At 70.6% G+C, this 16332-nt stretch carries 11 protein-coding genes; 6 read left to right on the top strand and 5 right to left on the bottom strand.

Going from position 1 to position 16332, the window contains the following annotated elements; genetic code table 11:
• Positions 1 to 38 precede the first annotated feature (38 nt).
• The 3 genes from Vqi01_RS00875 to Vqi01_RS00865 form a co-directional block, all read right to left on the bottom strand.
• The gene (locus tag Vqi01_RS00875) at positions 39 to 728 is read right to left on the bottom strand and encodes a fasciclin domain-containing protein (protein ID WP_204031990.1); all 690 of its coding nucleotides are present in this window, start codon (positions 726 to 728) and stop codon (positions 39 to 41) included.
• Between the two features lie 82 nt (positions 729 to 810).
• Positions 811 to 2937 (bottom strand): M14 family zinc carboxypeptidase, encoded by a 2127-nt coding sequence (locus tag Vqi01_RS00870; RefSeq protein ID WP_204031988.1) that lies wholly within the window; start codon positions 2935 to 2937, stop codon positions 811 to 813.
• 145 nt (positions 2938 to 3082) lie between these two features.
• Complete coding sequence (locus tag Vqi01_RS00865) at positions 3083 to 3739, bottom strand: response regulator transcription factor (protein ID WP_204031987.1); 657 nt, start codon at positions 3737 to 3739, stop codon at positions 3083 to 3085.
• A gap of 312 nt (positions 3740 to 4051) precedes the next feature.
• On the opposite strand from Vqi01_RS00865, the gene Vqi01_RS00860 reads away from it, so the two are divergent.
• The 3 genes from Vqi01_RS00860 to Vqi01_RS00850 all read left to right on the top strand — a co-directional run bounded on the left by Vqi01_RS00860 (position 4052) and on the right by Vqi01_RS00850 (position 8399).
• The gene (locus Vqi01_RS00860; RefSeq protein WP_204031985.1) at positions 4052 to 5224 is read left to right on the top strand and encodes a serine hydrolase domain-containing protein; all 1173 of its coding nucleotides are present in this window, start codon (positions 4052 to 4054) and stop codon (positions 5222 to 5224) included.
• Between the two features lie 258 nt (positions 5225 to 5482).
• Positions 5483 to 6679, top strand: a complete 1197-nt coding sequence (locus Vqi01_RS00855; protein WP_239098092.1) for a ricin-type beta-trefoil lectin domain protein — start codon at positions 5483 to 5485, stop codon at positions 6677 to 6679.
• 136 nt (positions 6680 to 6815) lie between these two features.
• The gene (locus tag Vqi01_RS00850) at positions 6816 to 8399 is read left to right on the top strand and encodes a hypothetical protein (protein ID WP_204031982.1); all 1584 of its coding nucleotides are present in this window, start codon (positions 6816 to 6818) and stop codon (positions 8397 to 8399) included.
• On the opposite strand, the gene Vqi01_RS00845 is transcribed toward Vqi01_RS00850, so the two are convergent.
• Complete coding sequence (locus tag Vqi01_RS00845) at positions 8378 to 10624, bottom strand: hypothetical protein (RefSeq protein ID WP_204031981.1); 2247 nt, start codon at positions 10622 to 10624, stop codon at positions 8378 to 8380. The two genes, Vqi01_RS00850 and Vqi01_RS00845, sit on opposite strands and share 22 nt — an antisense overlap.
• Positions 10625 to 10882: 258 nt before the next feature.
• Here Vqi01_RS00845 and Vqi01_RS00840 point away from each other — a divergent pair, with 258 nt between their 5' ends.
• Entirely contained in the window at positions 10883 to 12367 is a 1485-nt protein-coding gene (locus Vqi01_RS00840; RefSeq protein WP_204031979.1) for a S8 family serine peptidase, read from the top strand.
• 79 nt (positions 12368 to 12446) lie between these two features.
• Here Vqi01_RS00840 and Vqi01_RS00835 read toward each other — a convergent pair whose 3' ends face one another.
• A complete protein-coding gene (locus tag Vqi01_RS00835; RefSeq protein ID WP_239098091.1) occupies positions 12447 to 14075 on the bottom strand; it encodes a ricin-type beta-trefoil lectin domain protein in 1629 nt (542 codons plus the stop codon).
• A gap of 368 nt (positions 14076 to 14443) precedes the next feature.
• On the opposite strand from Vqi01_RS00835, the gene Vqi01_RS00830 reads away from it, so the two are divergent.
• Together Vqi01_RS00830 and Vqi01_RS00825 are read left to right on the top strand one after the other, a co-directional pair.
• Complete coding sequence (locus Vqi01_RS00830) at positions 14444 to 15013, top strand: sigma-70 family RNA polymerase sigma factor (protein WP_239098090.1); 570 nt, start codon at positions 14444 to 14446, stop codon at positions 15011 to 15013.
• Positions 15014 to 15082: 69 nt separating this feature from the next.
• Entirely contained in the window at positions 15083 to 16093 is a 1011-nt protein-coding gene (locus tag Vqi01_RS00825) for a zf-HC2 domain-containing protein (RefSeq protein ID WP_204031976.1), read from the top strand.
• Positions 16094 to 16332: the final 239 nt, after the last annotated feature.

The following is a 16332-nucleotide window of genomic DNA, read 5'->3' as shown; positions in this document are numbered from 1 at the left end:
GTGGGTGTCCGCGAGGAGGGGGTTGCGCCCCGCGGCAATCAGTGGGCCGGGTGGTCGTCCTCGTCACCGGCGGTGGTGGGCAGTGCGCCGAGCACCTGGTTGATGACGTGGATGCGAGCCCCGGCCGCCTGGTAGTCGGCGCACACCGTGTCGGCGCGACCACCGACGCGGGCGCCGGCATCGTGGGCGGTGACGGTGAGGCTGGTGCCGGCGAGGGTGGTCACGGTGCCCGCGGCGGCCAGCTCGGCCACCGGCAGCGCGCCGGTGACCACGTGGTCGCGGAGCAGCGTGCGCAGCGTGTCGGTGTCGTGCAGCAGCAGCTCGTCGAGGTGGGACCGGGAGAACTTGGCCGCGAACGCGTCATCGGTCGGGGCGAGGATGGTCACGTCCGTCGCCCCGGACAGCTCGGCGGCCAGACCGGAGGCCCGCACCGCCGCCTCGAAGGTGGTGAGCACGGGAATCCACTGGAGAGCCTGATCGGCGGGCTGGTCGGCCAGCGAATCCGGGTTGCCCGGTTCGGTGCCGGCCGGCAGCTGTTCGCAGAGCGGCCCGGTCACGTCGACGGCACGCGGCGCGGCGGCCTCCGCCGTACCGTCGCCACGGTCGCCGCCCGCGTCGGTGCAACCGGCCACCGCGAGCAGCAGGGCCAGGGCCGCCCCAGCGAGCGGTGCCGCACCCCGGGTGCGCCGTGGTGCCTGCGTCCCAGCCGCGGCAGGGGTGTCGGTCACGATCTCCTCCAGTCAATGGTGGGGTACCGGCAGGCCGGGCGCGGACCCGGCCTGCCGATACGAGGGGTACGAACTCAGCCGCTCACAGGCGTCCGCACTGGCTGGACTTCGGACCGCTCACCGAGTTGGCAACCTCCAGGTTGACCGGCGCGTGGGTGTTGCCGGTGCAGCTCAGCGGGCCGTCGACGGTGTTGCCGGCGACCAGTGGCGCCACGCCGGTGTTGTTGACCACGTTGACCGGGCCGCTGACCTTGTTGCCGACCAGGACCACCGGGCCGCTGACGCCGGTGGCGTTCACCGGGCCGTTGACCGTGCTATCGGTCAGCACGAACCCGGCCGCGCCGGTGGCGTTCACCGGGCCGTTGATCGAGCTGCCGTTGACGATCAGCGTGGCGCCCGGCTGGACCCGGACCGGGCCCCGGACGGTGGCGTCGGCGAGGCAGGACACTCCGGAGACCGTCAGCGGACCGTTGTGGGTGCCGGTCAGCGTGGGCGCGATCCGCTCGCCGGCGACCAGGCCCTCGACGGCCTGCCCGTCGAGCAGCAGCGGCACCAGACCCCGCTCCGGCTGGGACAGCGGGACGAGGTAACCGTCGGCAATCTTGATCACCTTCCAGCCGTGGGCGGCGAGCCGCTGGGCCACGGTCGTCTGCCGGCCGGCCGGGCCGTCGGTGCGGGCGCCGTGGTACTGCTCCTCGGTGAGCTTGTAGGCGCACGGCGCCTGCTCCAGGATCCGGTCCTCACGCGGGGCGTCGAGCGGCGGCGGGGTGTCACCCGGGTGCGGGGCGGGGTACGCCTCGATCGGCCGGGAGCCCCGGAAGACGATCCGGCCGGTGTTCGCCGACTGGAACTTGATCGCCTCGGCCCGGGCCTTCGTGATGTCGGTGATGCGCGCCGAGTGGTACGCCAGGAACTGGTTGAACGTCCACAGCGCCGAGTAGGTCTTGCGCCGGCGGTTGTTGGCGGTGTTGCTCTCGTCCGGCCGGGTGGGGCCGCCGGAACTGCGCAGCTCCAGCAGGGAGTTGACCACGTTCTTCAGGCCGAGGGTGTTGCGCAGGATGGTTTCCTCACCCAGACCCACGTTGGCTCCGGTGCACCCGTACGGGCAGGCCCACCAGCCGTCCTTGGCGCCCTGGGTGTACATGTGACCCTCGATCATGTGCTGCGACTCGTCGAAGATCCCCTGCGCCACGTTCTGGTGCCGCGGCGGCAGCATCGGCAGGTCACCGGTGTTGGCGTTGCCGTACTCGTGGCCGTCGTAGCTGGCGATCGGCCGGTAGTCGCGGACCATCTCCACGAAGGCCTGGGTTTCCGGCTGGCGGATCAGCGAGTAGTCCCGGTTCAGGTCCTGCCCGGTGGAGTTGCCTCGGCTGTTGGCCGCCCGGCCGTCGCCGTTGATCGTGGGCAGGATCAGCATGGTGGTCTTCGACAGCCGGTCGAGGGTGGCCGGGTCGTCGGTGAAGGCCAGCTGTCGGGCCATGATGAAGCAGGCTTCGCGGTCGCCCGGCTCGTTGCCGTGCACGTTGCAGTTGACCAGCAGCGGGTTCGTCGCTGCCACGGCCTCCGGGGTCGCTGGCGGGGTGGGGTAGCCGATGACGAACATGTTGATCGGCCGGTTCTGGATGGTGCGGCCGATCTCCACCACGCGTACCCGCTCGCTCAGCTCGTCGATCGCCGAGGTGTAGGCGTACTCGTTGACGTCGCTGGTGTACTGCGCGCCCAGCGTGGTCTCCCACTGGGTACGCAGGTTCTGGCCGGGGGTGCTCGGGTCGCCCCAGTGCGCGTTGGTGGTGCCGGTGACCGGGGCCGAGTAGGGCTGCGCCGTGGTGCCGAAGCGGGCGCGGACACGCCACTGGAACCGGTTGCCGGGGACGAAGCCGGCGTCGGCGAAGGTGGGCTCGGTGTTGTTGATCTGACGGTTCGGCCGCCAGACGCCGACGATCACCGGGTTGCCGGTGGCGGTGTCGTCGCCGGCAACCGGGGTGCGCTCGATCTGGTAGTCGGTGGCCCCGTCGACCGGGGTCCAGGCCAGGGTGGCGTACCCGTCCGCCTGCGTCACGGTCAGGCCCTGGACCTGGTTCGGCTCCGCCGTCAACTGGGCGGTGGTGGTCGACAGTTGGCCGTTGGCCTGGGCGGGTTGTGCGGTCGCCGCGAGGGTGACGGCGAGCAGGGCCGAGAAGACACCGGCTGTTGTCCGTCTGTATCTCAAGGGACATCTCCAAACAGGAGGGTTGATCGGGTAGGCCCAGCACACCCGCCTCCGCCCGCCGACGGGCCCATGAGCAGCGATTCTTGAGGATGCCTTGAGATTTCCGCCGACTGTTCTGCATCTCGAATCGTGACGATCCAGGCGATCAGTCGGCGCGGAGGCGGTAGCCGACACCGCGTACCGTCTCCACCAGGCCGGGGTCGTTCAGCTTGCCGCGCAGCGCCGCGACGTGGACGTCGAGGTTGTGCCGGGTGGCCCAGGTGGTTTGCCAGACCTCCAGTTGCAGCCGCTCCCGGGGCACCACCGTGCCCGCCTGCCGGGCCAACGCCACCAGCAGGTCGAACTCCTTGCGGGAGAGCCCGACCTCCCGCTCGGCGACCCAGACCCGCCGGGCGTCGACGTCGATGCGCAGCGGACCGGCCTGCAAGGTGGTCGCCGTTCGGATGGTACGCGAGGTCCGGCGCATCACCGCCTCGATGCGTGCCTGCAACTCGACCATCGAGAAGGGCTTCACCACGTAGTCGTCCGCGCCGGCCCTGAGCCCGGCCACCCGATCCTGCTCCTCGCCGCGGGCGGTCACCGCGATGATGGCCACCACCTCGTCGTGCTGGCGGATCCGCCGGCACACCTCCAGGCCGTCCCGGTCGGGAAGGTTCATGTCGAGCAGGACGAGGTCCACCTGCTTCGCCGCGACCGCCTCCGCGGCGGTGACCGCCTGCGTCACCTCGTGCCCCCGTCGCCGCAGCGCCGAGGCGAGCCCCGCCGACACCCGCAGATCGTCTTCCACCAGGAGCACCCGCACCGACAAACCTCCTCAACCCGCCGCCCCCGTGGATGGTGCGAGTCTGTCGGATGTGAACAGTGGTTCACCAGTACGGATGCAAGATCGTAACGGCAGAATGAGCTGTCCGAACGGGCGAGACTGCGGCGCTGGCCGCATTGTCGTGGCGCCGGCTCCGCCGGGCTGCGGGTGCCGCCTTCGTCGCTGGATGACCGACCCCGGTCTGCGGGATTTCCCCGAACCGATCTGGGGGGATCGCCGGATGGAAACGCATCGACGGCCTCGTACTGTCGGTTCCTGGTCATCACCCGTATTCAGTGGGAAGGGCATGACATGCGAGGACATCTCGGCCGGTGGGGCCTGACCGTCGCCCTGGCAGCGGCGCTGGTCGTCACCGGTGGCGCGGTACCGGTCGCCGCGAAACCCGTCAACGACGACCGGCGACGGCTCCAGGTCGCGGTCAAGGATCTTCACGATCTCGGCATCACCGGCGTGCAGGGGCTCACCCGCATCGACGGTACGACCACCCGTGCCCGAGCCGGCGTCGGCGATCTCAAGCGGGGCACGCCGGTGCCCCTCGACGGGCACTTCCGGATGGGTAGCAACACCAAGACGTTCGTCTCCGTCGTCGTCCTGCAACTGGTCGGAGAGGGCAGGCTGTCGCTGGACGACACCGTCGAGCGATGGTTGCCGGGAGTCGTCGCCGGCAACGGCAACGACGGCCGTCGGATCACCGTCCGTCACCTGCTTCAGCACACCAGCGGCATCTACAACTACACCAACGACACCGCGGCACTCACCTCCTACGAGGGGTATCTGGCGCACCGGTTCGACCACTACGAGCCCGCCGACCTCGTCGCCCTGGCGATGAAGCACGAACCCGGCTTCGCGCCCGGCACCCGGTGGGACTACTCCAACACCAACTACATCCTCGCCGGGATGCTCATCGAAAAGGTGACCGGCCGGTCGTGGGCCACCGAGGTACGCCGGCGCATCCTCCAGCCGCTCGGGCTACGACAGACGTCGGCGCCGGGGGACCGGCCGTTCCTGCCGGCACCGCATGCCAAGGGCTACCAGCAGTGGACCCCCGGCGGCCCGCTCACCGACACCACCCTGTTCAACCCGACGGTTGCCGGCGCGGCCGGCGACATGATCACCACGCCAAGCGACCTGGCGCGCTTCTGGCAGGCGCTGCAACGCGGTCAGCTGCTCAAACCGCGCCAGATGGTGCAGTTGCACGACTCGGTGCTCGCCGAAACGTTCCAGGACTTCATGCCCGGAGCGCGATACGGCCTGGGCATCATGTTCATCCCGAACCGGTGCGGCGGCTACTGGTCCCACGGCGGTGACGTGCCGGGCATGAGCACCGCCAACGGAGTCAGCGCGGACGGAAAGCGGGTAGCGGTGCTCTCCCTGACCACCCAGCTCGCCGACATCGAGGCCGTCCTCGCCGTCCATGCCCGGGCGTCCCGCCTCATCGACGACGCGATCTGCGCCCCCGCGTAAGGCACCTCGCCCCGTTGATCAGGTTGGCGGCAGTATGATCTTCATACTGCCGCCAACCTGATCAACGGGGCGAGTTTTTCCAACCCGGACGACCGGACGCTGAACCGGCGGCGGTCCCGCGCCGTCATGGGGGCGTGCGAGTGCCGCACTCGTACGCGGACATGGTGCGTCCGCCTTGTTGGGGCATTGGAGGGCTGCATGGCTTTGACTACCGGCTCGTCTTCGATCCGCCGGGCCTGGACGAGTACAAGAGTCGCGATGGGCGTCGTCCTGGTGCTCGCTCTCGGCCTGATTATGGTGATGTCGAGCAACTCCGAGGCCGTCGCCGGTGAACGGGTGACGTTCGTCAACGCCACAGATGAAACCCTGTGGGTCGGCGCGGGCGAGAGCCCGGACGGCTCGCGCCGAATCACCGGCCTACCGGTGCTGAAGCCGGGCGAGTCGAAGAGCATCGTCATTCCGGACACTGAATGGCCGGGCCACTGGCGCGGCCGGTTCTTCGCCCGGCAGGGGTGCAGCGGCGAATCGGGCAGCACGTTCAAGTGTCTCGTCGGCGACTGCGGCCCGTACCAGGACTACTGCGTGGCGGGTGCGGAACCGGTGAGTCTGGCCGAGTTCAACTTCGACCAGCGAAACGGTCACGCTCCCTGGTTCAACGTCAGCTATGTCGACGCGCTGTCGACGGTCATCACGATCGACGCGCCCGGTGCGCCGAATCCCACCCTCGCCGGGAGTTGCGTCAAGTTGGACTGCTCCGGAAAGCAGATGCTCGCCGCCTGTGCCGAGTTGGATGCCGTACGTCATCCACAGACCGGCGCCCGGATCAACTGCATCAACCACAACCGAGACGGGCACAGCAGTTACACCGCCGCGCTGCTTCCCTTCGAGCCGCGGGCCTACCTGTGGTCCACCCATGACAAGGTGGTCGGTAACCAGACCGTCTACAACTGCCCCGGGTGTGCGAACTTCACGGTCACGTTCCGTGGCGGCATGGTGGCCTCGGCGGGCGGTCCGCCAGCCAACGCCAACCCGCCCGCGTCGAGGAACGACCACAACCCGGGTTCGAACTCCGCTTTTGCGTTGCGCGGATATGAGGGCAAGTGCATCGACGTGCCGGGTGGCATCTCGGCCGATGGTGTGCAGCTGCAACTCTGGCGCTGCAACGGCACCCCGGCGCAGCGGTTCAAGCGTGGTCCGAACGGTTCCATCATGGCGCTCGACAAGTGCATGGATGTCGCCTGGGCGGCCCGACACAACGGTGCCAAGGTACAGCTCGCGGACTGCAACGGCGGGCCGGCGCAGATCTGGGTCATCGAGAACGGGATGGTGCGCAATCCGCACTCGGGCAAGTGTGTGGACGTGCGCGAGTGGAACAAGAACGACGGCGCCCCATTGCAGATCTGGGAGTGCAACCCCGGGCAGGGCAACCAGACCTGGCGGAGTGCCGACCGCTGAGGTGGCCGCTGATGGCGCGGTGCGGTGACGTACGGACCGGGACGGAAGGATAGAAATGCAATCAGGGTGTCGGGGCCGGAAGTGGACGGCGGGTACGGCGGCGCGGTTGCCGTTGTCTCGGCGGGGGCACCCTCGGGTGAGGTTCTGGTGGGCCCTGCCGTTGCTGCTGGCGATTCTGCTCGCGCCACTCGTCCCGGTGACCCCGGCGGCCGCTGCGGTGCCCGAGGAGACCGGCAAGTACTACGTCGTCGGGCCACCGGTCGATGGCCAGCGGGAATACCTCTACAACATCGCCCTGCTCACTCTCGGCAACGGCAACCGCTTCCGCGAAATCATCGACCTCAACCGGGGCCGTAGCCAGCCCGGCGGTGCCACCTTCACCGATGGCGTCGAGTTGGCACCAGGCTGGATGCTGGTGCTGCCGCCGGACGCAGACGGGCCAGGGGTCCGGACCGGCGCGCTCCCGGCGATCGGGCTTCCGACGCCCTCGCCGAGCGCGCCGGCCCCGTCCCGCACCACGGTGGCCCCGTCGTCATCCTCGCCGTCCCCAGCACCGAGCACCACGACCCAGCAGCCACCTCCGAGCGCGAAGGCCTCGCCTCCAGCGGTCGCTTTGCCTCCGGAGGAGGCCTCGGCGGCCCCGGTTGGTGCCGCCCCCCGGGGGGAACCCGGGCCGGTGCAGTTCAATCCTCGACTGGCCCGGATCAGCGCGGCCGTGCTCGCGGTACTCTTCGCGGTCGTCGCGCTCCTCGTGTTGCCCCGTCGGATACACCAGATGCGCTCGGTGACGCTCGACGACGGGCCGTGGCCGCCGGAGCGGCATCACACGCCGACACCTGCCGAGCTTGAGGCGGTGCGGACGGCCTCCCCGTCGGCGCCTCCATCCGGCCCGGCCGGACCGCCACCGCCCCCGGGGGCACCGCCCGCCCCGGACCGCCCAGCGCCGCAACCCTCGGCGTCGAGCCGCCCGGCTTCGCAACCCCCGGCGTCACCGCTCGCCGCGCCGCAGCCGCCGATCGCCCCCGGGCTGCCGGCCCCGGGGCAGTCGCCGGCGAAGCGGCCTGGCCTTGCCGCGTTGTCCCCGTCGCAGCCCGAGTGGCCTCCGTTCACCGGCACGATGCCGGCGAACTCTCCCGCTGCCGTGCGGCAGGAGGAGCAGTCCGATGACCTGCCCCGGCCGGTGCTGCCGGCCGACAACGACGTGCCCTACGTGCGCACTGAGGTGCGCACCGAGGCGGGCCCGGTCATGGTGCGGCTGATCGGCGTCACGACCGGACCGACGACGCCCGCGTACGCCTGGTTGGCGGACGACGAGCTGGGGCCCCCGGCGGCGGTTCCGTTGGTGCTGGGACGGAAGGGGCCGTGGCGGCTCCAGGTGGACCTAGGGCGGGCCCCCGACGTGTTCACACTGGTCGGTGCCGTGGACGAGTGCCGTCGGGTGGCCGCGGCGTACGCCCGGCAGTTGTATGCGGAGGGGGTCGCCGTCGGCGTCGTCGGCGATGCGCTCGGTGCCGAGACCTTCGAAGGTTGCCGGAGCCTGGCCGGGCTTCCCACGCCCGACGAGATGGACTCCGACCGCTGCGTCGTCATCACGACGGGCCTGCCGCAGGGGGCCGGGATGGGCGGGCGGGCTTCCGCCACCGGTGGTCGCTGCATCCCCTTCGTGATCGGGCCGGTCCCGGAGGGCCGCTGGTCAGCTCAGCTCGGCGTCGGAACCTGAGCCGCAGGGACCTGGGGCGCCGGGTCCTGAGGTGCCGGGTCCTGAGGTGCCGGGACCTGGGGCGCCGGGACCTGGGGCGCCGGGTCCTGAGGTGCCGGGACCTGAGGCGCCGGGTCTTGAGGCGCGGGGGTTTGAAGCTGAGGCAGGACGGCCGGGAGCGGTCCCGTCGACAGCCGCCCCACGCGCTGCCAGACGCCCCCGTCCGCACGGTACGCGCGATGCACGCGTACCCGTTGGTAAGAGCGGCTGCGGACGATCAGTTCCACCTGCGCGGTGCGCAGCCGCTCCGCCTGGGATTGGACCCGGGTGAGCGGGGCGAGCAGGTCGGCGGTGGCCATCACGTCGATCGCGCGGCCCCTGGGTATCCGAACCTCCAGCAGCAACCGTCCCGGCTGCACCGGCGGCTGATTGCGGTAGAGCCGCAGCCAGGTGCGGGGCAGGCGGGGACGCTCCGCCGACAGGAGGGCGTACGCCCGGCGGGTGCCGAAGGTCGGCCAGCGCCGCACCTCGTTGGAGAGCCCGGCGATCGACCGGGCCGGAGAGGCGCAGCGGATCCGGAGGGATTCGCCTTCGCAGGTGCTGACGGCCGTCAGGTTGCCGGCGCGGTCCACATCGAAGGTGTCCACCGCGAAGATCCGGTCCAGACGCGCCGCCGGCAGGAGGTACGCCTCGCGGAGGCCCTGTAGGTGCTGAAGGCGTGCGGGCAGGTCCCGGATCACCTCCATCGGGATCGCGCCGCCCGGCTCCACCCGGACCCGCAGTAGCCGACCGCCCTCCGGCACCGACCGGGGGTCCAGAAAGGCGAGCAGGAAGAGCTCGGCGCTGGCCAGGCCGGCGGCGATCGGCCCGGCACCGGCAGGCAGGCCGACGAACGCCTCGAACCGCTCGGCGTTGACCTGCTGCCCTGCTGACAGCCATGCCGGGCCGTACGCTGTTCGGTGCTTCTCGGCGACCAGCGCAGGGCGGGGGAACGGCGTCACCGGCAGGTCCGCCGGCTCCCCGCGCTCCGCCACCGCCGACTTCGCAGGCTTCGTCGCCGCGGCCGGCTTCTCGGGCTCGGCCGTGCCGTCCGGGTCTGCGGCCTCGGCCGGCTCCGGCTTGGCCTGCTCTGCTGCCGTGACCCGCTCCGCCGGCTCGGCCTGCTCGGATGCATCAACCGGCAGTGCTTCGGCCGGCTGATCCGGCTGCGCGGTGTCGGCCCCCGGCGGGGAGGTGGTTCCGGCCGTGATGCTGAGCTGGTCGGACATCGGCACGAGCAGGCCGGCCGGGGTGGCGTGCAGTGCCGGCGGGCCGAGGGAGAACCGGGGGCGGTGGGCCTGCCACGGCGCGGGCTGTCCCGCGTAGTCCAGCGCCCGCAGATCCTGCCGGCTGTCCACCAACTCGGCGCTGCCACCCGGGGGTGGTGTCCAGACCGTGGCACCGGTGGTCTCGGCCAACTCCTGAGTGTGCTTGCCGAGGCTCCGCTGCTCGTCCGGATCGGACGGCCAGGTGAGCCAGAGCCGCAGTTCGCAGCCGTAGAGCGGAAGATTACCTAACAGTGCGGCGAGTTCATAGCCGGTGCACACCCGCTGGGTGCCGTCGTAGTCACCGACCAGGAAACCGCCGGCCCGCGCGGTGACCGCGACGGTCACCAACCCCTCCGGGGCGGCACCGAGCCGGTGTGCGGTGGCCCGCCGGGTGACGAAGTCGGCCCGGGTGGCCAGGACGAGTCCGCCGCGCAGGGGCAGGCCCACCAGGCCCGTACGGGGACGGACCAGTCCGCGGTCCACGGTGAACCAGCCGGGCAGCGGGGTGGCCAGATCGGGTGGCTGGATGACGAGCCAGTCCTTGACCCGGCGGGTTTTCCGGTCCAGCGGTATGGCGTGCAGCGGCCGGTTGCCGGCCTGCCGGTCGTGGTGTCGGATCACCGCACCGTCGGGGCTCACCAGGACGTCGTGGGCGAGCATCCCGGCGACCTCGCTGAACAGTTCCGTGTATCGGGCCCCGTCGGCGGTCAGGATCCGGACATCGTTGGCGGGTTCGCCGGAGCGCTGGATGAGATCGATGATGGCCCGCGCGGTCAACGGACGGTCCGGCTTCTGCGGCACCACCAGACCACCGCGTACGCCGGGCTCCAGCCAGAGGTCGAACAGCCCGGTGATCCGGCGGTGTCGGCTGGGATCGAAGCGGCGCGTGGTCGGCAAAACGTCGGTGCCTATATCTGTCGTCGTGCGCGTGACGTTCATACGCTCTCACCACCGTCCGTTCGGCTTGACGCCCACCGGTTTGCCCGCCGCGACCTTGCCTGCCTCGACGTAACCGCGCTGCCCGGCCTTTCGCCTGGGCCTACGCGGGAGCCTACGTCTCCACCACGAAGATCATCGGGTGCTGGTTCAGCTCGACTCGAACCTTTCTGCCAATCGGATTGAACGTGTTGGGCGCGGATCCGCTATAGAGGGTGGCGGTCGACCGATCGGCCGCAGGTTACTGAAGGAGGAAGATCAGTGCTGGCGAACGTTGGACGCCTGCTCGCGGGCGTGGCGGTTGCCTGCTGCCTGGTCGTGGCTATGGCCGGTACGTCGGCGGCCCAGAAAGCCCCGCCGGACCCGCAGGCATACGTCAAGTATTACGTCGCCGCTGCGACGTACCAGGGACAGCCGGAGACCCTCGCCGAGATCGCGACCCGGTTCCTGGGCAGCAGCGCGCGATCCGCAGAGATCTACAACCTGAACGCCGGACGGATCCAGCCGGACGGGGAGAGCCTGCGTGACCCGGGCCGGATCAATAAGGGCTGGTATCTGGTGCTGCCGTGGGACGCCGTCGGCGAGGGGGTGAAGTACGGGCAGATCCCGGCCGGCCCGAAACCGACCACCAAGCCTTCGGCGCCCACCCGCCCCACGACACCGTCCGGCGGTTCCACCCCCACCTCCAGCCCCAGCCCGACCTCCAGCCCTTCGCCGACCAGCACGAAGGGCGCTGCCGGCTGTACGGCTGTCGCCGCGTCGAGTGGCCGTTCGGACTGGGCCCAACTTCGGATGGCCGCCGACGGCGCGTGGGACCTCAGCCGGGGCAACGGCGTCGTGGTGGCCGTGGTCGACTCCGGGGTCGACGGGAAACTCGAACAGTTCAACGGCCGCATCGCGGTCGGCGCCGACGTTACCGTCGGCAACGGACGCGGTGACTCGGACTGCCACGGGACCGGTACCGCGATGGCGGGCATCATCGCCGCGGACCCCGGCAACACGCGTACCCCTCCTGGCCTCGCGCCGGACGCCACGATCCTGCCCGTACGAATGGTCGGTGACTCGGGCAACGGCCGGGCCACCGACGCGGCGAACGCCATCGAGGTGGCGGTGAGTGCGGGGGCCTCGGTGGTGGCCCTCGGCTCGCACGTGGACCTGTCCGCCCCGCCGGTCATCGCCTCGCTCGCCACCGCGCTGAACCACGACGTGCTCGTGGTGGCGGGGGCGCCGACGAAGCCCGGCACGCTGCCGCAGGCCGGCGAGCCCGACGCCACCGGCGCCCTGCTGCTGGTCGGTGGGGTCGGAGCCGACGACACGCTCGTCGAGGAGTACCAACCGAACGTCGTGGAGGTGGTCGCGCCGGGAGCGGACGTGGCCAGCGTCGGGCCGGGTAAGGCCGGTCCGCTGAGTTACACGGGCACCCGTTTCGCTACCGCCTTCGTGGCCGGACAGGCGGCACTCGTGCGGGCGGCCTACCCGGAGATGACAGCCGCACAGGCCGAACAGCGGATCAAGGACACCGCCGACGCCGTGGGCGGCGAAGACCCCGACGGCAGGTACGGCGCTGGCATGATCAATCCAACCGCCTCGGTCGCCCGTCCGATCGAGGGCGACCGGCCGGTCGGGGCCGGCGCGGACAGCAGCAGCGGCGGCGGGGCCATGGGACCGCTCGTCCTGCTGGGCCTGGCGCTGGTCGGCGGTGGCGCCTTTCTGGCGCTCCAACTGCGCCGCCGTCGCCTGGGCTGACCGGTACCGCAGCAGGGACGAAAACGGGGTACGGGCGCTTCGCCCGTACCCCGTTTTGCTCTGGGAGCAGAACTGCTGGCTACCGCTTCTTCCAGGTCTGCTCGGCGTTGCCGATGTAGCCCGACAGCTCGAGCGGCTTGTCGCCACTGGCGTTCATGTCGACATCGACGGACCTGCCGTTCAGGTTGCTGATGATGCCGCCCTTGTCGTTGACCTTCCACGACTGGGCCGGGTTGCCACTGCAGACGGCCACCTGGATCGGCGTGCCATCCGTGTTACCGCCCCAGGCGATGTCCATGCAGAGCCCTCGGGAGCGGATGGTCCCGTCGCTGCGGAAGTCCCACCACTGGGCCGGATCCTCCGTGCACTTCTTCAGTAGGAGCCGCGTCCCGTCGCCGGTGTTGCCGGAGCTGACGCACATGCCGGTATGCGGGTGGAAGATCTGCTTCATGCCCGACGGGCGGACCGGCTTCGGCGCCGGCGCGGCGGTGGTCGGCTTCGCATCGCTGGTAGGCGGATCCGGGTCGCTGTCCGATGCGTCCGGCTTCGTGGTCGGCGGGTCCGGCTTGGTAGTGGGGGGTTTGGCAGACTCGCTCCCTTCCGGCTCAGGATCGGTGGTCGGTGCTGTCGGCTGGGGCCGGGCGAGCCGGGTGTCGAGCACGTAGAGGTCGGTGAGTGCCTTCACTGACCGCAGGAACGTCTCGGTCTCCTGATCGACGCTGCCCCCGGCCTGCCGTACGGCCGTGGGCCCGTTGCGGTAGGCCGCGAGCGTCAGCAGGTACGGGTCGCCGTCGAGGCTGGACAACTCCGAGAGCTGGTGGCACATGGCGAGGCCCATGGTCGGGATCGCCACGGCCGGATCCCAGGCGGAGCCGCCCTTGGGTCCGTACGTCTGCCACATCTCGGGCGGGAACTGCGCGATGCCGCGCTGCCCGGTCGGACCGAGCAGGTTGGCGTCGAATCCGGAGAGCGCCATCAGCTGGGCGGCGATCATCGGCGGCGTCACCTGGTCGCAGACCGTCCCGGCCTCGACGACGAGGGGAACGTACTCGGCGGGCACCCCCTTGCCCTCGCTCGCCGGTGGGGCCGGCGGCGCGGGCACCTCGTTCCCGCTGAACTGCTTCAGCTTTCCGTAGTACCCGGCGTAGCCACTGACCAGGTCGACGTAGTCGACCGCCTCGGCCGGCACCGCCTTCGCCGTGGCGACCGCCGGCAGGCCGGCATGGAAGGCGGCCACCGAGAGGCGCCAGGCGTCACCCGACACACCGGCCTGCCGGAGCTGGCCGGTGAGGTCGCACATCTGGTGGGCGAGCGCCAGAATGCTCGCCGAGATGTCCGAGCGGCGTGCGTCCGGCCACGGCTGCCACTTCTTCCAGTCCTCGTCGTTGAGGCCGGCGATGCCCCGACCTCCGGAGGCCGTCTTCCGCGTCCGGTTGTTCAGGCCCGATTCGGCCATGAGCTGTCCGGCTATCCGGGCAGGCGTCAGCGCCGGACAGGAGCGGGCGGCGGCGGTGATGGCCGTCATCTGATTCTGGGTGACCTTCTCACCGACCACTGTATCGTTTCGTGCTTGGGCAACTCCCCAGTTGACGGTGGCGATGACGGCAGACAATACCGCCAGTGTGGCCAGGACTGCCGCAAAAACTCTGCGCGGCGTACGGCCGAGGGCGAGCTTGGTGGATATGAGCTTGGTTGTCACGGGGGCCATCCCTTTCGGCGTGGCGACACCTTCGTGACGGATCTCGCCCATCCGGCGTTCACCCCGACGCGGATTTTTCTGGGAATCTTCGGCCCGTGATTGAACCGGGCGGGTGACGGGGCCGTCAGTCGGGCGGGTACAGCACTCCGGTCGGCCGCTGATGCGACCGACGACGCCACCATCGAAAGGAGAGAGTCGCGGCGTTGAACAGGACAGACATGTGGTGGCGCGGCCAGCAGGGAAAGCGTTGGGCATTCGACCGGACCTGCGAACTTCGGCCCGTCCCGGGACGGCTATCCTCGCTGAGGGCCGGGATCGGGGATGCATGACGTCCAACCGGCTGACAGGATGCGATCCGTCCGTCAGGGAGGCTGTCTGTGCCGACGGTGTCCAGTGGGTCGGTCGGGCCACGTCTCCCGGGCGATGCCGCCCTGGCGTCGTCCGCCGCCGCGGCGCTGCTGAGACAGGTCGTCGATGAATACCGTCAACCCCTGCACCGTTTCCTCACCCGCCTGCTGCTCGGGCAGACGGAGCTTGCCGAGGATCTGGTGCAGGAGACGTTTCTCCGCGCGTGGCGACATGTGGAGACGCTGGCCGCCGATCCGTCGAAGATCGCGCCCTGGCTCTACACGGTCGCCCGACACGTGGCGATCGATGCGATGCGGGCGCGGCAGGCCCGGCCACCAGAGGTCAGTCTGCCGGACCTCAACCGGGTGCCCACGACGGACGACGAAATGGATCGTGTCGTCAGCGTGCACGCAGTGCGGGTTGCGCTGACGAAGATCAGCCCGGAGCACCGTGAGGTGCTCATCGAGATGTACTACCGAGGCGCCTCGGTTGCCGAGGCGGCGGTGCGGTTGGGGATACCCGAGGGTACGGTTAAGTCCAGAGCCTTCTACGCGGTGCGCGCCCTGCACGCAGCGATCGGCTCTACCGAGTCGTCCTGACGTCAGGCGTGCCTTGGGCCTGGACCGACATGACACCGCGTGGTGCCGACCCGTTGAGGAGAGGGCTGGATGCGCGCAGGCGGGGATCACGCCACGGCTGAGCAGGAGAGGTTGACCCTCTACCTGCTCGGAGCCTTGGACGACGCGGAGCGGGAGGCCTTCGAGGAGCACCTCGCCGGCTGCTGGGACTGCCTCGACGAGGCGGCCTCGATCGGCCCTTCGATCGGTGGGCTCGCCGGCTTGGGCGACGCGGACTGGTCGCTGCCCGAGGCCGACCCCGAGTTGCCTGCCCCGTCGTCGGCCGTGGACCCCGAGTTGCCTGCCCCGTCGTCGGCCGTAGGTTCCGAGCTGTCTGCGTCGGTGCCCGCCGCAGACCCGGTGCTGCCCTCGCCGTCGGCCGCCGCTGATCCCACCGCATCCGCGCCGTCGGCCGCAGTGGAGCCCGAGGTCTCCGAATCCGGCACCCCGGCCGCACCGGGTGCCCGCGATACCGGGCCCGACGCGGACGATGCGGTGCCGCCGGCCAACGAAAGCTCCGCCACGCCCGGCAGTACTGGCAGCCGGGCGTCCACCGTCGAAGCTGCTCCGGTCCGCCCGGCAGGTAGTCGCCCGGGTTTCAGGCGCCCGACCGGCACGCGCCCGGGGTCGACGGCCACCTCGCGGCGTCGCCGCCGGGCCCTCTGGGCCGGTGCCGCGGCGATGGTCCTGGCCCTGGCTGGCGGCGTGGTGGCGGTCAACGAGTGGACGAGTGCTCCCGACCCGGTGCTGGTCGCCTCTGGCGAGGCGCCCGGCTACGGTGCCAGCCTCTCCGTCACCATCACCGTCGGTGACCACGGCGGTGCCACCATCCGGATCACCGCCACCGGCCTGCGTCAGGGCCTGCGCTACCGCCTGTTCGCGGTGACCCGCGACGGTGCCACGCACGTCGTGCGGGACTGGACCGCCTCGGCCGGGACACAGCAGGTGGCCGGCGAGACGTCCCTACCGGTCGACGAGTTGTCGTTCATCACGGTCGGCCTGGTCGACGGCTCCGCGATCGTGACCGCACCCATCGCCCAGAACCCCGCCTCACCCCGCTGACCGACCCTCTACTGATACGAACTGTCGTTGCCGTGATGGGAGGGGTTTGCATGCCGCGACTCCGAATGTCAAGACTGCGATAGGGATCAGCCCGAGATTTCGTTCGGTGGGTTCCCGCGCTACGGGTCGCCCGCGCGGCTGGTGCACCCCGCGGCCGGAGATTTCTCCGCCAGCGAGAGTGGTGGGCGGCGGCAGGCCTGCGGCCTGGCGGACGACTGATCTCATCTCGCCCGTATTTA

Source organism: Micromonospora qiuiae (genome assembly GCF_016863555.1).
Lineage (GTDB): Bacteria > Actinomycetota > Actinomycetes > Mycobacteriales > Micromonosporaceae > Micromonospora > Micromonospora qiuiae.
This window is presented reverse-complemented; position numbering and strand designations above follow the sequence as displayed.

What these genes read in the sequence shown, in the direction of transcription:
- Vqi01_RS00860 (WP_204031985.1), top strand. Translation starts at nt 4,052, where the DNA reads ATGCGAGGACATCTCGGCCGGTGGGGCCTGACCGTCGCCCTGGCAGCG.
- Vqi01_RS00855 (WP_239098092.1), top strand. Translation starts at nt 5,483, where the DNA reads ATGGGCGTCGTCCTGGTGCTCGCTCTCGGCCTGATTATGGTGATGTCG.
- Vqi01_RS00835 (WP_239098091.1), bottom strand. Translation starts at nt 14,075, where the DNA reads ATGGCCCCCGTGACAACCAAGCTCATATCCACCAAGCTCGCCCTCGGC.
- Vqi01_RS00845 (WP_204031981.1), bottom strand. Translation starts at nt 10,624, where the DNA reads ATGAACGTCACGCGCACGACGACAGATATAGGCACCGACGTTTTGCCG.
- Vqi01_RS00825 (WP_204031976.1), top strand. Translation starts at nt 15,083, where the DNA reads ATGCGCGCAGGCGGGGATCACGCCACGGCTGAGCAGGAGAGGTTGACC.